At 40.7% G+C, this 19029-nt stretch carries 14 protein-coding genes; 6 read left to right on the top strand and 8 right to left on the bottom strand.

The features are described 5' to 3' along the window. Positions 1-291 precede the first annotated feature (291 nt). A complete protein-coding gene (gene gltB, locus HEQ19_18780; protein WYM01231.1) occupies positions 292-4980 on the top strand; it encodes a glutamate synthase large subunit in 4689 nt (1562 codons plus the stop codon). 85 nt (positions 4981-5065) lie between these two features. Here gltB and HEQ19_18775 read toward each other — a convergent pair whose 3' ends face one another. The 4 genes from HEQ19_18775 to HEQ19_18760 form a co-directional block, all read right to left on the bottom strand. Continuing rightward, positions 5066-5980: a polysaccharide deacetylase family protein gene (locus HEQ19_18775; GenBank protein WYM01230.1), complete on the bottom strand. Its 915-nt coding sequence runs from the start codon at positions 5978-5980 to the stop codon at positions 5066-5068. Positions 5981-7216: 1236 nt separating this feature from the next. After that, positions 7217-7585 carry an EamA family transporter gene (locus HEQ19_18770; GenBank protein ID WYM03498.2) on the bottom strand — a complete coding sequence of 123 codons (369 nt, stop codon included), beginning with the start codon at positions 7583-7585 and terminating at the stop codon, positions 7217-7219. A gap of 188 nt (positions 7586-7773) precedes the next feature. Then, the gene (locus HEQ19_18765) at positions 7774-8736 is read right to left on the bottom strand and encodes a glycosyltransferase family 2 protein (GenBank protein WYM01229.1); all 963 of its coding nucleotides are present in this window, start codon (positions 8734-8736) and stop codon (positions 7774-7776) included. A 56-nt stretch (positions 8737-8792) separates the two neighbouring features. Next, the gene (locus tag HEQ19_18760; GenBank protein ID WYM01228.1) at positions 8793-10178 is read right to left on the bottom strand and encodes a DUF2079 domain-containing protein; all 1386 of its coding nucleotides are present in this window, start codon (positions 10176-10178) and stop codon (positions 8793-8795) included. 440 nt (positions 10179-10618) lie between these two features. Here HEQ19_18760 and HEQ19_18755 point away from each other — a divergent pair, with 440 nt between their 5' ends. The 3 genes from HEQ19_18755 (at position 10619) to HEQ19_18745 (ending at position 13972) form a co-directional block, all read left to right on the top strand. Then, on the top strand, positions 10619-12289 hold the full coding sequence (locus HEQ19_18755; GenBank protein ID WYM01227.1) for a glycosyltransferase family 39 protein: 1671 nt from the start codon (positions 10619-10621) through the stop codon (positions 12287-12289). 107 nt (positions 12290-12396) lie between these two features. Further along, positions 12397-13857 carry a glycosyltransferase gene (locus tag HEQ19_18750; GenBank protein ID WYM01226.1) on the top strand — a complete coding sequence of 487 codons (1461 nt, stop codon included), beginning with the start codon at positions 12397-12399 and terminating at the stop codon, positions 13855-13857. Then, positions 13826-13972 (top strand): hypothetical protein, encoded by a 147-nt coding sequence (locus tag HEQ19_18745; protein ID WYM01225.1) that lies wholly within the window; start codon positions 13826-13828, stop codon positions 13970-13972. Before HEQ19_18750 ends, HEQ19_18745 begins: the two co-directional genes overlap by 32 nt. 6 nt (positions 13973-13978) lie before the next feature. Here the strand turns inward: HEQ19_18745 and HEQ19_18740 are convergent, their stop codons facing one another. Further along, positions 13979-14719 (bottom strand): class I SAM-dependent methyltransferase, encoded by a 741-nt coding sequence (locus tag HEQ19_18740; GenBank protein WYM01224.1) that lies wholly within the window; start codon positions 14717-14719, stop codon positions 13979-13981. A 269-nt stretch (positions 14720-14988) separates the two neighbouring features. On the opposite strand from HEQ19_18740, the gene HEQ19_18735 reads away from it, so the two are divergent. Together HEQ19_18735 and HEQ19_18730 are read left to right on the top strand one after the other, a co-directional pair. Continuing rightward, entirely contained in the window at positions 14989-16185 is a 1197-nt protein-coding gene (locus tag HEQ19_18735) for a 1-deoxy-D-xylulose-5-phosphate reductoisomerase (protein WYM01223.1), read from the top strand. Positions 16186-16617: 432 nt separating this feature from the next. Continuing rightward, on the top strand, positions 16618-16815 hold the full coding sequence (locus HEQ19_18730) for a hypothetical protein (GenBank protein ID WYM03497.1): 198 nt from the start codon (positions 16618-16620) through the stop codon (positions 16813-16815). A 22-nt stretch (positions 16816-16837) separates the two neighbouring features. On the opposite strand, the gene HEQ19_18725 is transcribed toward HEQ19_18730, so the two are convergent. From HEQ19_18725 to HEQ19_18715, 3 genes are all read right to left on the bottom strand, one after another. Then, positions 16838-17338, bottom strand: a complete 501-nt coding sequence (locus HEQ19_18725) for a thioesterase family protein (protein WYM01222.1) — start codon at positions 17336-17338, stop codon at positions 16838-16840. 299 nt (positions 17339-17637) lie between these two features. Further along, positions 17638-17982 (bottom strand): DUF1815 family protein, encoded by a 345-nt coding sequence (locus HEQ19_18720; protein WYM01221.1) that lies wholly within the window; start codon positions 17980-17982, stop codon positions 17638-17640. 709 nt (positions 17983-18691) lie between these two features. Then, on the bottom strand, positions 18692-18904 hold the full coding sequence (locus tag HEQ19_18715) for a DUF2839 domain-containing protein (protein ID WYM01220.1): 213 nt from the start codon (positions 18902-18904) through the stop codon (positions 18692-18694). Between the last annotated feature and the right edge of the window lie 125 nt (positions 18905-19029).

The following is a 19029-nucleotide window of genomic DNA, read 5'->3' as shown; positions in this document are numbered from 1 at the left end:
TCTCATGGGTGATTTATTTACCCCTTTGCGTACTAGCTTGACAATATAAAGAGAAAATTGTCAAGACCAAGGTAATTTGTCTCACCCAGCATAAACAGATCAAAAATGACGCGAATATTTTAACACGTGTGAAGCAAAAAGTAAAATCAAAGTTTACATCAGTCAACCGTCAACTAACTGTTAAATTTTTTCCCTAAATTCCGGTGATTTCGTATTTCTTCATTGGTAAATTTAGAAATTTTTCTCACAAGTAGTGGCAAAATTAGTAACTCAAGATTTCAGGAAAAGGGTATGAATAATCAACCTATGAATCAAGATCAAAAAAATGCATTATCGGCTGCTAACTCACAGGATACCTATCAGGGTCCAAGGTGGTTAGTAGAAGAACGGGATGCTTGTGGTGTAGGGTTTATCGCCCATCGTCGAAATCTTGATCGCCACGAAATTGTGACAAAAGCCTTAGCAGCTTTGACTTGCTTAGAACATCGGGGTGGTTGTAGCGCCGACCAAGATTCAGGTGACGGTGCTGGGATATTGACGGCGATACCTTGGGAGTTGTTCCAACAAGAATCTACCAAATGGGGGATAGATTTTTCATCCCATACCAACTTGGCTGTGGGGATGATATTTTTACCACAAGACCCCGAAGCAGCGCAAAAAGCTCGTACAGCGATTGAAGAAATAGCGTCTGAGGAAAAATTGACTGTACTGGGTTGGCGAGTAGTACCAGTTCAGCCGGATTTACTGGGGACACAAGCCAAAGAAAATCAACCCCAAATAGAACAAGTTTTTCTCAATTGTGCCAACCACAGCGGTGAGGAACTAGAACGACAACTATATATTACCCGTCGTCGCATTTTCACAGTTGCCAAAAACATTTCTGAAGACTTTTACATCTGTTCCTTGTCGAGCCGTACCATTGTCTATAAGGGGATGGTACGTTCTGCCATACTGGGAGAGTTTTATCTCGATTTACAAAATCCCGCTTACAAAAGCGCCTTTGCAGTCTATCATCGCCGCTTTAGTACCAATACTATGCCCAAGTGGCCCCTGGCTCAACCGATGCGGCTATTGGGTCACAACGGCGAAATCAACACACTGTTGGGTAATATCAAATGGATGATGGCACGAGAAGCCACCCTCAATCATCCAGTTTGGGGAGAACGCATTGAGGAACTGAAGCCCCTGGTTCATATTGACAATAGTGACTCAGCTACCCTAGACAATGTGTTTGAGTTGTTGGTGCGTTCCGGTCGCAGTCCCTCGGAAGCTTTGATGATTATGGTGCCAGAAGCTTACCAAAATCAACCTTCTTTACGCGACCATCCAGAAATTGTAGATTTCTACGAATATTACAGCGGTTTGCAAGAAGCCTGGGATGGTCCAGCACTTTTGGTATTTAGTGATGGACTAAAAGTTGGTGCAACACTAGATCGTAATGGCTTAAGACCAGCCCGCTACATCATCACTAAAGATGATTATATAGTTGTCGCTTCCGAAGCAGGTGTTGTAGAATTCCCGGAAGCGGAGATTATCGAAAAAGGTAGACTTGGCCCTGGGCAAATGATTGCTGTGGATTTACAAACCCATGAAGTGCTGAAAAATTGGGAGATTAAGCAGCGCATTGCTAAACAGCATCCTTATGGAGAATGGTTACAACAGCATCGCCAAGACCTCAAAGATTTGGTCAATGGTCATACCCTATCTGTCAATGGTAATGGCAATGGCAATGGTAATGGCAGTGTCCACATTTCAAATGAGGAAGGACAGAAGACCATTGATAGACAAACCCTGCTGCAACATCAAATTGCCTTTGGTTATACCACAGAAGATGTGGATATGGTCATCAAGGAAATGGCGAAGCTAGGTTCAGAGCCGACTTTCTGTATGGGGGATGATATTCCCCTAGCAGTGCTGTCAGACAAACCCCACCTACTTTATGACTATTTCAAACAGCGCTTTGCTCAGGTGACAAACCCAGCTATCGACCCGTTACGGGAAAGGCTAGTTATGTCCTTGAACGTGGAACTGGGTGAGCGGGGTAACTTATTAGAAGTGAAGCCAGAATATGCTCGCCGAGTCAAGTTAGACTCACCAGTGCTGACTGAGGTAGAATTAGAGGCGATTAAACTTTCGGGATTTGCTACGTCGCAGTTATCTACAGTGTTTCCCATCGCCAGTGGACCCGAAGGTTTAAAAGCCGCAGTGGAGTCTTTACAAGCCAAAGCTGCTGAGTCGGTGCGGGCAGGTGCGAAGATTTTAATATTGAGCGACCGTTCAGGATTAGACGCTGAATACACCTACATTCCCCCAATGTTAGCCGTGGGTGCTGTTCACCATTACTTGATCCGTGAGGGTTTGCGAGTGAAAGCATCCCTAGTGGTTGATACGGCTCAATGCTGGAGTACTCATCACTTTGCTTGTCTGATTGGCTACGGTGCCGCTGCAGTTTGTCCGTACATGGCTTTAGACACCGTGCGCGATTGGTGGTCTGATCCCAAAACTCAACAATTTATGGCACGGGGTCAAATTGCTACCCTAACTTTAGAGCAGGCTGTAGCCAATTATCGCAAAGCAGTTGCATCTGGTTTGCTAAAGATTCTCTCCAAGATGGGAATTTCTCTGCTATCGAGCTATCAAGCAGCCCAAATTTTTGAGGCGATTGGTATCGGTGGGGATTTATTAGAATTAGGATTCCGTGGGACAACTTCCCGCATTGGTGGCTTGAGTGTCAGCGAACTGGCGCAAGAGGTACTTTCATTCCATCACAAGGCTTTTCCAGAACTGACTACCAAAAAGTTAGAAAATCTGGGCTTTGTTAAGTACCTTCCTAGTGGTGAATACCACATGAATAGCCCCGAACTGGCAAAAGCACTGCATAAGGCAGTAGATGGTAAAAAATATGACCACTATGAAGTTTATAAACAGCACCTCCAAGGGAGACCAGTAACAGCCCTGCGTGACTTGCTGGACTTCCAAAGCGATCGCCCGTCGATTCCTTTAGAAGAAGTGGAGTCAGTCAGTGAGATTGTCAAGCGCTTCTGTACAGGTGGGATGTCCTTGGGTGCTTTGTCACGGGAAGCTCATGAAGTTTTGGCGATCGCCATGAACCGGATTGGCGGTAAATCTAACTCTGGTGAAGGTGGTGAAGACCCCGTGCGTTACAACGTCTTAAATGATGTAGACGCTGCTGGTCACTCCCCCACCCTCCCGCACTTAAATGGACTGCTTAATGGTGATACCGCTTCTAGTGCGATTAAACAAGTCGCCTCAGGTCGTTTTGGTGTCACACCAGGATATTTAGCCAGCGCCAAGCAAATTGAAATCAAAATCGCCCAAGGTGCAAAACCAGGGGAAGGCGGACAGTTACCAGGTGCCAAGGTTAGCCCCTACATTGCCATGTTACGGCGCTCTAAGCCTGGTGTTACCCTGATTTCACCACCGCCGCACCATGATATCTATTCTATTGAAGACCTAGCCCAGTTAATTTTTGACCTCCACCAAATTAACCCGCAAGCACAGGTGTCAGTAAAGCTGGTAGCAGAAATCGGGATCGGGACCATCGCTGCTGGTGTCGCCAAAGCCAACGCCGATATTATCCAGATTTCCGGTCACGATGGCGGTACAGGAGCATCACCACTCAGTTCAATTAAGCACGCTGGTTCACCTTGGGAACTCGGCTTAAGCGAAGTGCATCGGGTTTTGATGAACAACAGCCTGCGCGACCGCGTAATTTTACGGGTAGATGGTGGTCTCAAAAGTGGCTGGGACGTGGTAATAGGTGCATTGATGGGCGGTGAAGAATTTGGCTTCGGCTCCATCGCCATGATTGCCGAAGGCTGTATTATGGCGCGGATCTGCCATACCAATCAATGCCCTGTGGGTGTCGCTTCTCAAAAAGAAGAACTGCGAAAGCGGTTTACTGGTGTTCCAGAACACGTGGTGAATTTCTTCTACTTTGTCGCCGAAGAAGTGCGTAGCCTGCTAGGGCGACTTGGCTATCGTTCGTTGTCAGAATTGATTGGCCGTGCTGATTTATTGACATTGCGCCACGGGGTGGAACTTACCAAGACCCAATCACTGAACCTCAACTGCTTACTTCAACTACCAGATAGCAAAGAAAACCGTAGCTGGTTGGTGCATGAAGTAGTCCATAGCAACGGCCCAGTTGTCGATGACCAATTGCTTGCTGATCCAGAAATTCAAGCGGCGATTAGCAATCAATCGACTGTGAGCAAAACCTTAACAATAGTCAACACAGACAGAACAGTGGGTGCTAGATTAGCCGGGGCGATCGCTTCTGTGTATGGTGATAGCGGTTTTGAAGGACAAATTAACCTCAACTTCCACGGTAGCGCCGGGCAAAGTTTTGGGGCTTTCAACCTTCCTGGGGTTACTCTGAGGCTAGAAGGAGAAGCCAACGACTATGTAGGTAAAGGAATACACGGTGGTGAAATCATTATTCAACCGCCAGCTGGTGCTAACTATGACCCAGCACAAAATGTGATAGTTGGCAATACCTGCCTTTACGGTGCTACAGGTGGAGTATTGTTTGCTAATGGTTTAGCCGGAGAACGCTTTGGTGTGCGTAACTCCAAAGGAATTGCAGTCATTGAAGGCGCTGGGGATCACTGTTGTGAGTATATGACTGGTGGCGTGATTGTCGTCCTCGGTAAAGTAGGACGCAACGTCGGCGCGGGGATGACTGGTGGATTGGCCTACTTCTTGGATGAAGATGGCACATTTGCTGATTTAGTTAACAAGGAAATCGGTAAAAAAATCCAGCGAGTCATCGGCGAAGCTGGTGAAAAGCAATTGCAAGACCTAATTAAAGCTCATGGCGATCGCACTGGTTCACCAAAAGCCCAGAAAATTCTGCAAAACTGGACAGAATTCTTGCCTCATTTTTGGCAATTAGTACCAGATTCTGAAGCTGATAGTCCAGAAGCAAATCAGAAAAAACAGCTGAGTTCGGTTTAAGCTACGGTCACACAAACGGTAAGGGCACAGCAGTGCCGTGCCCCTACAAATACCATGTGCAATCAACCGGATTTGATATGACTAGTTATTTCTTTTTACTAGCGATTAACTTTTGCTCTTTATCTTGCATTTCTAAAAGTTCTGGAACGGTGACAAAGCTATAGCCCTGCTTGCGAAAATTAGCAATAATAGTAGGTAAAGCTTGCACGGTTTGGGCACGATTTCCACCACCATCATGCATTAGCACGATACCACCAGGTTTTGCTTCTCTGAATACGTTATTAATCAACCTGGGGACACTAGGACGGGAGTAATCTACGGAGTCAGATGACCACATGATGATAGCGTACTTGCTATTTCTAGCGTAATTAGCGACCCCATTGGTCATAATTCCTCCTGGTGGTCGAAATAGATTTGTTTTCACTCCCGTAGTTTTGTAAACTATATCTGTTGTGTTGTCAATTTCAAAGGCTGCTGTCTGTGGACTCATGGAATGATACCAGTGATGCCAAGTATGATTCCCAACGGTGTGACCTTCAGCTACTACCCGCTTCATGAGGTCGGGAAAATTCTTCACATTTTGCCCAACAACAAAAAAGGTGGCTTTGATATCATTTTTTTTCAGGATATCTAATACTTGGGCGGTACTCTCAGGCCAAGGGCCATCGTCAAAGGTCAGTGCAATTACTTTTTTGTCTGGGCTGAGTTTTGCTTCTTCAATTGTTGCTCCGAGAAAGCGTGTAGGTACACTAACTGAGAGACCCTTGGCTGTAGCTTCTTGTTGCCAAGTTGTCAGCATCGCCGCCTTTAATCCCTCAATCCGCTGCTGAGTTCCTACTTGAGCAGCACTATGATTTTCATTTATATTTTCTTTACTTTGTGCATCTGAGGTATTTGGCTTCACAAGCAGCATCAAGCCAAGGCTCAAGCTACCAACTAAGGTAACTAGCCCAATTAATATTCCTTGCGGCCAAAAAAACGACGATTTATTTTGTTCCACTGTATAGCTCCTTTGAGGTTTGTACCTACAGCCACGGAACTGATGGTACGTTATAGCACATCTTTCTATATACTTAGATGCCCAGGGACTTTCTCTTAATTCTGAAAATTTGAATACAGATTAACAGAAATTTAGAACTTAGGCATATAGATGATAAAAATTTAACTCAAACCTAGATGATCTGGTTTTGGCGATCGCATCCCATACTGTACTTGGTAATGTTTAATCTCAATGTATACATCAACCACGGATAAGATTGGGATTGTCACCTATTTATAAGATACCTCTAGGATATAGAACAATCGGCTGATTGACCGCACCTCCACAAATTATATTTATAAGAGTTCTGAATTAGATGATACCTCTTTCCATCAGGTGATTATTTCTGCCAACTTAATAGCTAGCCTTTTGTGTTTTGTGTATTTGTTCAAGAGGTGGGGTAGTTAATCATTTAATACTGGGAGGGATATTTACCCAAAAAAATAACTAAACATCAATTATTTTGTTGGCAATTTATATTCTACTGCTGAGTGTCATGGGTTACTTCTGAAGAAAAAGTTAATTTTTTTACTTAACTGATTGTTGGTTTTACCTTCTATGAAGTAGGTAGACGAAAATCAACTAAATCTAGTTTCACATTGCCAAGGGTGACTTAGCCGTTAACCTAGATGCACTTAATTTATTGGCTACTAGTACTCTGTCAAGATAAAAATGATGGACTGTAGTGCGGGCATCTTGCCCGCGTGAGCGAGACGCTCACACTACCAAAAATCCCTCAAAACAAAATTGACAGACTATTAGAATTTGATTAGCAAATAAGTTATTTTTGTATTTTAATGCCTCAACTGTTAACAGTTCACCAAATCATTTAGGACTGCTATAGCTAACTAATTCATAATAAAATTAAACAGATGATTATTATTTCAGTATAACTACTGAATTTTCTGGTCAACTCATAAGTTAAACTTGTGAGTTTTGTGGTATAATGTCATCTTCTAAATTTATTTAACCATTGAATATTCCAAGAAATAGTAACATTCAATACCAAATATACTGATTTTTTTCCTATATCAACTTTAACTGACATCTTGTACAGCAACAGGACTTAGGCGGCGAGGCTATTCGTGAAGATTGGGCATTGGGGATTGGGCATTGGTTAATTTTTCCTGCCCTATGTCCCATGTCCAAGCGAAACATTTGATTTTTTATCACGACTGCATAAGTAAGTAGGATGCGTTACTTTCGCCACACTACTAATATCACTCCTACCACAATAAAGCTTAAACCGAAAAGACGTGTCAGAGGAATGGATTCTTTCAAAACCCAGTAACCCAACAATACTGAGACAATATACCCTATTGATATTGCAGGACCGGCGACGCTGAGGTTAACTCTAGTTAACAGGAGAATATAGGCTATAGCACCTATAGCGTAGCAAGATAACCCAATTAAAAGTTCTGGTGTGGTGATGATGCTAAGAATATGATTAACAGCATTACCGGCATGAACTCTGCCTAATTTAATCGCACCTAATTTTAAAAAAAATTGCCCGGCGCTACTGATTAAGACTGACAACAGAAGTAAACTAAATTCTTGGGGGGTCACAAAAATTTCCTTGATATTTCATGGCGGGAGATTGAGCGAATAATTCGTAATTTATCAGGACTTGCGCTAGTCTCTCATTTAAAGAATGGTGCGTGACGCCACAAGTCCTGGTGTACAATATTTATCGAAGCGTCACGCACCCTACGATTATTAATGTGCCCGGAGAGTAGGTTTTATTTATAGAGGGTTTATTTGCTTGGGATTTTTGAGGCTTGAGTAATACCTCCTGTTTCTTTTAAAGTATAAATCGGGCGTCCCTTGATTTCTTCATAGATTCGACCAATGTATTCACCTAGAATGCCAATACAAATTAATTGGACTGAACCCAAGAAAAACATAGCAAGTGTAATCAATGTAAAACCAATTAAGGGAGATTGCTTGTCAATTAACCGCCAATATATTATTAGTAATATCATTAAAATAGCTATTCCCGCTGACAGCAATCCTAAATAAGTTGCTAGCCTTAAAGGGACTATTGAGAAGGAAATAATTCCATCAATTGCTAAAGCCCAAGATTTACCAAAGGTATATTTGACTTCTCCCGCAAACCGGGGATCTCGCTCAAAATGTACCGCTGTTTGGCGAAATCCTACCCAAGCACGTAAGCCGCGAATATAGCGGTTGCGTTCAGGCATAGCATTAAGGATATCAACTACCTGACGATCCATTAAACAGAAATCTCCTGTATCGGCAGGTATATCTACATGCGCTAGACGGCGGAGAACGCGATAAAATGCATAGGCGGTAAAACGTTTGAGCCAGCTTTCTTTTTTACGAGATAGCCGTTGAGCATAAACTACTTGGTAGCCCTGCTGCCATTGTTCAATCATGCTTAAAATTAGCTCTGGCGGGTCTTGTAAATCAGCATCCATAACGATGATGCATTCACCCTGAGTGAAGTTCAAACCTGCAGTCACTGCGATTTGATGACCAAAATTGCGAGCCAAACTGAGATAACGCACTCGACTATCACGATGGTGGAGTTCACGGAGCATAATTAAAGAGCGATCGCGGCTACCATCGTCAATTAAAATCAATTCAGTTTCGCCGTCTAACTGTTCTATGACATTATTTAGACGGCGATACATTTCGGTAATGTTTTCTTGTTCGTTGTAAATCGGGATTACTAGGGAGTAGGTTGGTTTAGTCACAGTTAGTGTTGATATGAGCGGTAATAATTTAAATACAAAACTGATAGTAAAAACTACTATTTTTCAAATAGAAATACATCATCACGCTGATATTTCAATTTAAATACCTTATCATTTTGGATTTTTTTTACCAAGTTAAGAGCAAACTCTTGAGTGCTTGACCAGCCGGGATGACGGATATTAAGTAATACATAATCAAAGCCATTTAAATTTAATGGTTGAGAATTAGCAGTTGTTAATTGAATGAATTTTCTATGGCTTAAATCTGGTGAAATTTCACCTGTTGTATAAACACTTCCTTTAGTTTTAACTAGGGATATCGCTTCTCGTGTGGCTTGCCAAGTATCCAGCGAATCGAGATATATTCCGCCAAAATAAGTAAACTTTGCCAGACTTAAGAACCCGACTAATGACCACAAGATAATTGTTCGTGGATTTCGCAGCCATCCCCCACCTGCAGCTAGGCTAGAAATGAGAGCTAAAATCAGGAATGGTAGTACTGGTAGAGAATACTGGTGTACCAAGTTTTTTTGGGGCTGGTAGTCGGCAAGAATGTTGAGCGCCAAGCAAGGAATAGCCGCTACCAAAGGCTTTAAACCTTGAGGAGACAGTCCCCAAATTACAGGTGCTAATAGCAGAACTAAATATACTAAGTTATCGGCTGAAAAAAGCGTTCCTAAGATAAGTCCCGGCTGAGTTACTAGATTTTTAGCAATACCCAAAACTGAATTACCTAAATAGCTGTAACGTCCTATTGCTGATGGTTCCGCACCACTGAAGAAAGGAATAATCACTTGAGTCGCAATCAGAAACCATGCTAAACCACTAATAATAGCGATCGCACCATATAAACGCCGCTTTTCAAAAAAAAGTAACCACACCCCCATGCCCACAATAGTGAGAGATAATACTGCCTTACATCCCAAAATTAAGAAGATACTTAAACAAAACCACCAAATGTGTCCTCCTCTAGCCGCTAAAACTGCTATTAAAAGTGTTGGTAAAGCTATTACTTCCGGGTGGAAATCAAACAGATTAACATTAAAAACTAGCGGATATAGTAGATATACAAACGCCATTGCGATTGCTTGGCTTTCCTTTAATCCTGCTTGACAGGCGAGATACCATGTAGGCAAAGCACCTAACGCTAAAGCAATTGCCTGGACGGCGAATAACCAATAAACACTGGGGTATATTTTGTATAATAAAGCTAAGGGATACCAAATCCAAGCTGCATGGTCGCCGAGAATGTGATAACCCATAAAAGAAGAAATAGGCGGTTGTCCCTGACTAATTAAATAAGCCGCCTGATCAAAAATGCCTAAGTCAAAAGCGTTTGACTGAAAAAGAATGTGTTTTAAACTGCTGCACAAAAATAAAATTAAGGCACTCACGCCAATCATCCAATTGATAGCGACAGGCTGAATTAGTTTTTTTTCCATACCACCTCACATTAAGTTGAAATCAGAGTCACATTTTCTGCTTGATCAGAGTTCAGAACACAATAGCAGAATAAATCTAGATCAAAAAGTATTTCTCACTCAGTAATATACCAAAAAATGCCAGAAAAATTATATAGTTAAAAGTATTATAGACTACCTTGATATTTAATAAACATTGTATTTTGAATTACAAATGGCTGAAAAGCTTGGATGTATTTTATTGAGATTTTGGTTTTGTAGCTGCCTTTTTAGGAAAGTTACTATTCAGAGATTAAGACCAACTTCATTATGTTATACTGCGTAGTGCATTTATTAAGCAATTAAACTTTACCAGTTTTGTTGGCTGTATTGGTTTACATATTGCTCTGCAGGGTGTATAAAAATCTTAACTGCTATCAAAACTGAGTCAATCAATGAACTAGGCCGCAATGGTAAGAATCATGTTACATGGTTTCGTCAATCAGCATCAACGTTTAACCTTATTATTCTTAACTTTATCGCTGTTGCTGTTTAGCAATGGTAATCAAAGCCTGTTAGCCCATGATGAAGGTTACTACGCCACCCAGGCTCGTTGGATATTGGAAACACAAGATTGGCTCACACCCCAATGGTGGGGTACACCTGTCTACGATCGCACCATTGGAATTCAATGGTTAATTGCTCTAGCTTCTCAATTTTTTGGTATTAATGAATTTAGCGTCCGGTTGCCTACTATCATTGCTTGTACCATTAGTGTTTTGCTTACTTATGAAATAGGCAAAATTCTTTTAAATCGACAAGTTGCTTGGATAGGAGCCATTATTCTCTGTTTGATGGGAATATGGATATCAGAATCCCGTATGGGAAATCAAAATATTGCCTTAGTCTGCATTGAATTAATTGGAATTTGGGCTTTATTGTCTGCTGAACAGTTAGAATATAATCAGAAAAAGCAAAGATTTTTTTGGGGAATATTAGCAGGTACAACGATTGGGTTAGGCTTCCTGATTAAGGGATTCATGATTGTCTTGCCAATCGTGGCTATCGCTCCTTATATCTTGTTGAAAAATCGTGACCATCGGCATTTATCAAACCTGGGAATTTATATTGGTTTAGTTATTGGGATAATACCAGTAGTAGCTTGGTTAGGACTCAGTTGCTTAAAATATGGCGGTTTATCACCAGTACAAGATTTGTTTGGGAAGCTGCTATTCTTGTCATCAAATGATACATATAACCCAGGTCTATTGTATTATTTTTGGAATATTCCCCTCAATACGTTTCCTTGGGCACTTTTTAGTATTATTGGTGCGGTATCTGTTTGGCATAAATCACCAAAATTAATTAATTATTCGGGAAAAATTGTAGTTTTAGGTTATCCAATAATCTTATTTTTACTGTTAAATCTTTTCCGTACACGTACACCCTATTATCCGTTACAGTTGCTACCTTTTATGGCACTATTAGCCGGTGTGGCTTTTGATGATTTTGAGGATATTTATCGCGCTCGTAAATATAATTTACATCAGTTGATATCTTGGCTATTTTATGCCTTTACTGGTTTGGGAATTTTATTAGTTATTATCGGTTCATTGATTAATTTAAACTTTGATTTATTTGGGATAAATAAAATTACCAATATCAAAACCTATGGGATTATAGGCATAATTTTAGGTAGTGGGTGGTCAACGATAAGTATAACCTGGAAAAATCGCCAAGTTTTGCCAGCTAAATCTTGGCTTGCTAGCTGGTTAATATCTCCTTGGTTAACCATAGCAGCCCTGGGATTGATTGGTGCTTGGGGAGATAGAACTTCAGAATTTAGAATATCTATTCAGCAGCCAGCAATTGCTCAAATTATCGCTGACCATCCCATCAATTTTGTTGTAGAAACGCCACCGGATACTCAACCTAATTCCAGTCAGTCTGTCGAGAATAATTATTCAGATGGAGAAATTTCTCAAAGTCATATATTGCTTACATTTTATACTACACATTTAGGTAAAACTCTACAACTTCAAAAATTACCAGCTAACAGTTATGCCTGGATTAGTCCCAGGATTCCTGTAAAATTTATAAATCAATACCAAAATATAGGCACTGTCAAAGGTTGGAAATTAATTCATAAGTAGGCGGAGCAAATAAAGTAAGGGCGCAAGCCTTGCGCCCCTACGCCGTTTGGGACAGGAGAGGGTCGTGATTGGTCATTTGTCATTGAATAAAGATGGAAAAATAACTAATGTATAATCACCTAGTTAAAGAAAAGACTAAAAGAAACTTTGATGAAATTGCACTTGATTTAGACTGGTGGAATCTACGCAATAAATATTATTATCAAGATATCCAAAATTTGCATAAATTTCTGATTCCAACCGAGAGTAATGTATTAGAAATTGGTTGTGGAACTGGTGATTTATTGGCATCACTTAATCCTAAATTGGGAGTAGGTATTGATTTATCTCCACAGGTCATCACAATTGCAGAAGAGAAATATCCCTCACTGTCTTTTTATTGTCTGGATGCTGAAAATATTAACCAAGAGTTTATTAAAAATAGTTCTCTATCCTCTGTAAAATTTGACTTTATAATTCTTTCCGGAGTCCTTGGTTATCTCACAGATATTCAATTAGTTCTCCAGCATTTACAGATATTTTGTCATCCCCGCACGAGAATTATCCTCACATTTCATAACTTTTTGTGGGAACCCATACTGCGTTTTGCAGAACGCATTCATCAGCGGCGTCCCCAGCCTCCGCAAAACTGGCTGTCGATGAATGATATTATTAATTTGCTGTCTATTACAGGTTATCAATCTGTAAAAATAGGTAGGCGGTTTTTAATTCCCAAACGCATTCCTGTAATTTCTGATTTGATCAACCGTTACTTTAGCCAGTTACCAGTGATTAATCATCTGGGTTTAACTAATTATGTCGTAGCACGCCCTGCTTGGTATGGTAATTCTGAAAAAGTGCAAGACTACACAGTGAGTGTGATTATTCCCGCCAGAAATGAAGCCGGAAATATTCCTGCTGCTATAGAACGTTTACCCCAACTAGGAAAACAAACTGAGGTGATATTTGTTGAAGGACATTCAAAAGATGATACTTGGGAGCAAATTCAACAATTAGTCCAAAATTATCAAGGTAATTTCACCTTAAAAGCATTTCAACAAACTAATAAGGGTAAAGCAGATGCAGTGCGCTTGGGTTTTAATGAAGCAACTGGAGATATTTTAATTATTCTAGATGCTGATTTAACAGTCCAGCCAGAAGAGTTAATCAAATTTGTAGAAGTAATAGCTACAAATCGTGGTGAGTTTATCAACGGTTCTCGCTTAGTTTATCCTTATTCTAATCAAGCAATGCCTTGGTTAAACTCAGTAGCTAATAAGTTTTTTGCCTTGATATTCTCATTTTTGCTGGGACAAAACATCAAAGATACACTTTGCGGCACAAAGGTTTTATGGAGAGAAGATTATCAACGAATAGCTAATAACCGGAATTATTTTGGAGATTTTGACCCTTTTGGAGACTTTGATTTGCTATTTGGGGCTGCAAAGTTAAATTTACATTTAGTAGAAGTGCCGGTGAGATATCAAGAACGAACTTATGGTAAATCTAATATTTCACATTTTCGTGAGGGGTTAGTTTTGCTGGGTATGTGTTTACATGCTGCGCGAAAAATTAAGTTTATTTTGTAAATGTCATTTGTCATTTGTCATTTGTCATTTGTCATTTGTCATTGGTTATTTGTCATTGGTTATTAGTCATTGGTTATTTGTAGGGTGGGCAATGCCCACCATAGGATTATTATAAATTCATTTATCTGGGTTTCTGTGCCAAAAGTAAAATAGATACACCAAATGGTAAGCTGAAACGATTGATTAAATGACGTTCACCGGCAAATAAAAAAGTCAAAAATTGATTGATAGGTTTCGCTGGTAAAACTAAGTCACTGCTACTGGAAGAATTACCTTCAAGGTGTAACAAATTTCGTATAATTCGCACTGCAGCAACAATGGGAAATAGAAAAGCGTTAAAGTAGCTGCTGTGACGTACAGTGTAGCCAGCCAGTTTCACCACCTGCTTTAAACCTCGTAAAACATAGCGGCGTTTGTGGTGATTGACTTCATCATGTTGACTCCATAAAAATTGGTACGCAGGAACTGTAATTAACAACCAACCTCCCGGCTTTAATCTTGAATATAAAGTCTTTAACGCTGCTAAATCATCATCAATATGTTCTATAACATCTAGAATAACGATGAGGTCATACTCGTTTGTGAAGGGAATTTTATCAGGTAAACTACCTAATTTAACTTGAGTAATTCCCCGTTCATTGGCTAACTCACACGCAACTTCATCTAACTCCATTGCAGAAATTTGACCGTGATGAGCTAGCATCTTTAAATTTCCACCAGTAGCACAACCCGCTTCCAAAATTTGGGAATTATGCCCTAAATTCAGTTTACCAATGATTTGCTCGACAATGCGACGGCGACCGACAAACCACCAATGCTGATCTTCAACGGCTGCATATTGTAGGTAAAAGTCTTTTTCCATAAGATATTCACAAGGGTCAAGAGTCAAGGGTCAAGAGTCAAGAGTCAAGAGTCAAGAGTCAAGAGTCAAGAGTCAAGAGTCAAGAGTCAAGAGTCAAGAGTCAAGAGTCAAGAGTCAAGAGTCAAGAGTCAAGAGTCAAGAGTCAAGAGTCAAGTCTCCATTTTCCCATTCCCCATCCGCCTAGGGCGAGTAAATTAAATACATCCAAACTTAATTAAACAGTCCGCAGCAATTTATAGTGGAAATTGTTTGTAAATACGAAAGCAATTGTGAAAGCGATTACTCTTCTTGGTTCCACCGGCTCCATCGGTACTCAGACTTTGGATATTGTGGCTCAGTACCCAGATCAGTTTCGGATTGTGGGATTGGCTGCAGGAAGCAATGTCGAAATGTTGGCTACGCAAATTCGGCAATTTCGACCGAGTATAGCAGCAATTTGGTCAGAAGAAAAATTGCCTGCGCTGCAAGCTGCTATCAAAGACGTTGATCCCCAGCCGATTTTACTAGCTGGGGAAGCCGGAGTGATTGAAGTCGCTCGCTATGGTGATGCTCAAACGGTGGTCACTGGTATTGTTGGTTGTGCTGGGTTGCTACCGACAATCGCTGCTATTGAAGCTGGTAAAGATATCGCTTTAGCAAATAAAGAAACCCTGATTGCTGGTGCCCCCGTGGTTTTACCCTTAATTGACAAACATCAGGTAAAAATACTACCAGCAGATTCTGAGCATTCGGCGATATTTCAATGCCTCCAAGGTCTTCCCAAAGGTGGCTTGCGGAAAATATTGCTCACCGCATCTGGTGGCGCTTTCCGCGATTGGGATGTAGCCAAGTTAGCCGAAGTGACTGTAGCCGATGCCATTAAGCATCCTAACTGGTCAATGGGGCGGAAAATCACGGTAGATTCTGCTACATTGATGAATAAAGGGCTGGAAGTGATTGAGGCTCACTTTCTGTTTGGTTTGGATTACGAAAATATCGAGATTGTCATCCATCCCCAGAGCATTATTCACTCACTGATTGAACTGCAAGATACTTCAGTTTTAGCCCAACTCGGTTGGCCGGATATGCGTTTACCTTTACTGTATGCTTTATCTTGGCCAGATCGCATCTACACAGACTGGGAACGACTGGATTTGGTCAAAGCGGGAAATTTAACCTTCCGTGAACCAGACCATCAGAAGTATCCTTGTATGGGACTGGCTTATGCAGTGGGTAAAGCAGGCGGATCAATGCCGGCTGTATTGAATGCCGCAAATGAACAAGCTGTGGCATTATTTTTAGCAGAGAAAATCCACTTTTTAGATATTCCCCGTTGTATCGAATTGGTGTGCGATCGCCATCAAAATGATAACTGTATAAATCCTTCTTTAGATGACATTTTGGCAGCAGATAAATGGGCACGACAAGAAGTTTTAGCAGCCAGTGAAAAATTAGAAACTTCCTCGCGGATTATTTCTCTACGCTAAAGTACTAGACAGCCAGTCCCATTAATTTTTATGGGTTGTTCGGAGTTGCGCTACCCTATGGGAAAGCTGCGCTAATAGCGCTCTTGGTTGTCGGAGCGCTAAGGCGCAACTACGAACAAATCAAAGACCGCAAAAAAAATATGACAGTTGCGTAAGTCCTAATAAGAATATTTTCAGTAATTTCACAAAAATAGTTTTCTAGCTTACTATTCATTATGTCTGATTCTGATATAATCTAAGGGATGATGCTTACACCTTAATATCATTTGTGCAGTGCTGCTTGCCATTTCAAAAATTTACTAGTTACAAATAAATCCCCTCTTAAATCAGCAAACAGTCAAGAATCAAAATTTATTAGGGGTATGCTGAGACTGATAACAGTTAACTATTAATTATTAAACAAAGGCGATTACCAAGGAATTGATATTTATGATTTTTATTACCCTAATTTTAGCTTGGATCGTATTCGTAATATTATTTAAAGTAGTAAAAATGACCGTGAAAACCGCCTTTACTGTAGCGGCGATTCTGGTCTTATTACATCTTGTTTTTGGCATTACTCCACAAGATATTTGGGAGCAGATAATGCAGTTACCTCAAACTTTATCAAAAATAAGCGGGGGAAAGTAGGAAGATCCTCAATTGTCATTGGTCATTGCTTATGTAAGCTTGAAACCTTTGCCAATGCATTTTTGAAACTTGGAGGCAATTGACGCATAATTTTGCCTTTTTCGCGATCTAATGCAACTAAAGTCACCTTAGCAGTTACAAATAATTCTTGTCCATCAGTGGAGACAATTGCATAATCCCAATTGATGCGAACACCAGTTACTTCAGCCATGCGGGTTTTGACCACTGCTGAAATACCTAACTGAATTGAACGGTGATAGCGCACCGAAAGTTCTACAACTGGTAAATCACAACCTATAGCTACTAAATCGGCAAATTCAATGCCTATTGATCGTAAGCATTCTATACGTGCTTCTTCCATCCAAGTTATATAAGAACCATGCCAGACAATACCGACATAGTCAGTGTGGTGTGGTTGCACTCTTATAGGGTATTCAAACCAATTCTCAAATGCTTGATTCGAGGTAACGTCAATCGCACTGGTTTGTGGTAGTTGTGGTTGGGTTGGTTTTTCTTCAGACATATTTCAAGTTTCTCGATAGTCGTTCATTGAAAGCGACGGGAAACTCCACAAAGTAATGAATAATTTTAAATTATATATTACTGTCAGAGTGACGCATCCTGGAACGTCCCAACATATATTCTCGGATGCGTGACAGGTGAATAATTCTTTTTTTGAGATACCTAGGAGATTACTCTCCACGTCCGTTTACAGTCTCCCAATGCCCTATGGCGACCTTATTCTATTGTAGCAAAAATTAAGGGTTAGCCGTCCTAGAAGGACGGGGTTTTAGACCCAAATTTTCGCTCACGCCAGAATGATTACAACTTTTTGGCAAGGGACTTATTACTTGTAGGGGCTGGCGTAGATTGCTTGACAATATTGGCAAGTTCCTCTAGTTGACTAATTGCCTCTGCACCCTCTAATTTCATTAATTCACGGTCATCCCGCATCTCTGTCCAAGTAATCCCGTAATCGGAGACTAAAAACCGAATCAGGTGGTTGTCTCCCAAGCTAACCATAAATGAAGCACTATTCATCTGGTCGCCACAGGTATAACAGGAGGCCGGATATCCCCGGCGCTCTAGTACAATTGCCAAGGCTTGTAGGTTCATCACCAGATCTTGGACAAATTGCCGATGTTGATGTGCTAGTCTCAGAAACATATTTTTCCTCCAGACACCACAGTCATTTGAGTTACTTTTACATTTTCTTTAGATTTTCTCATCCACTGGTATTGTAGACTATTCATTACAATTACCTGATATATAAGGAATCATTAATTGACTACCTTGCCTACCCTAGTAGATAACGGTTTGCCCTGCCGTATCAAACTATTCAGTTTTGACATTTAAAACATCAGACAGAACTGCTAAATTTAAGACTTTCTTTAGACAAACCTATCAGGAGCGTAGATGGTTACTAGGAGCGATCCGCTTTAAGAGTAACTCAAATTTCGCAGGAGTCAAGTATGGAAAAGCTACATATTCCATTTTTATTGGCTATTTGCAGCAGGATTCGCTATTGATACAGGGTCTAAGGTAGTTTTAAGACGTTTTAATAGCCTGGTATTCTCTGGTAGGCCTCTGTGTTATTTATTTTCCTGTAAAAACTGTGTCATAAACAGGACTTACGCGGCGAGGCTATTCATTGTTAGCTTTTCAGCTACTGTTGATTAACCCTCAACTAGATGGACTTAATACTGAGAATAACTAAACTCAGCAAAACTATGTTGCCATTTCGCCAATATTTTTACCCTTGCAGATTATGTACAATTAGCGCGGGCATTTTAGTAAGCTACAAATAGCTGTTGATGGTTGACGGTTAACTGCTAAATGTCAACCGTCAACCAGTTGAAGGAGGTGTATTAGCTGATCAGACTACGTGCCACCAGCCGAAAGCAGGACCGATGAAACGGATAGTCACCCATGCAACAACCATAACGCCAATGCCTATCCAGGCGCCACGAGTAGTCCAATTGACAAATAGTTCGGCTTGGTTTTTGGTGATGGGGACCCAGGGTAAAATCCGAGTATCTTGACCGTAATTTTCTCCCAGTGTGGTTTTACGACGCTTTGCTTCACCCATAATCAGCAATTAAAAATTTAAAATTCTACTTCGGTTATAAGTTTATCTTGATATTCCCCACGTCTGAAGCCGGGGGATTGTTGAAGAGTCCATAAACGAACTTTCAATGGTGCTATCAAAGACAC

The sequence above is a fragment of the Gloeotrichia echinulata CP02 genome (assembly GCA_038087035.1).
GTDB lineage: Bacteria > Cyanobacteriota > Cyanobacteriia > Cyanobacteriales > Nostocaceae > Gloeotrichia > Gloeotrichia echinulata.
This window is presented reverse-complemented; position numbering and strand designations above follow the sequence as displayed.

Coding starts and splice junctions, on each gene's coding strand:
- HEQ19_18760 (WYM01228.1), bottom strand. CDS start 10,178: ATGGAAAAAAAACTAATTCAGCCTGTCGCTATCAATTGGATGATTGGC.
- HEQ19_18740 (WYM01224.1), bottom strand. CDS start 14,719: ATGGAAAAAGACTTTTACCTACAATATGCAGCCGTTGAAGATCAGCAT.
- HEQ19_18755 (WYM01227.1), top strand. CDS start 10,619: ATGTTACATGGTTTCGTCAATCAGCATCAACGTTTAACCTTATTATTC.
- HEQ19_18745 (WYM01225.1), top strand. CDS start 13,826: ATGCTGCGCGAAAAATTAAGTTTATTTTGTAAATGTCATTTGTCATTT.
- HEQ19_18715 (WYM01220.1), bottom strand. CDS start 18,904: ATGGGTGAAGCAAAGCGTCGTAAAACCACACTGGGAGAAAATTACGGT.
- HEQ19_18725 (WYM01222.1), bottom strand. CDS start 17,338: ATGTCTGAAGAAAAACCAACCCAACCACAACTACCACAAACCAGTGCG.
- gltB (WYM01231.1), top strand. CDS start 292: ATGAATAATCAACCTATGAATCAAGATCAAAAAAATGCATTATCGGCT.
- HEQ19_18720 (WYM01221.1), bottom strand. CDS start 17,982: ATGTTTCTGAGACTAGCACATCAACATCGGCAATTTGTCCAAGATCTG.
- HEQ19_18750 (WYM01226.1), top strand. CDS start 12,397: ATGTATAATCACCTAGTTAAAGAAAAGACTAAAAGAAACTTTGATGAA.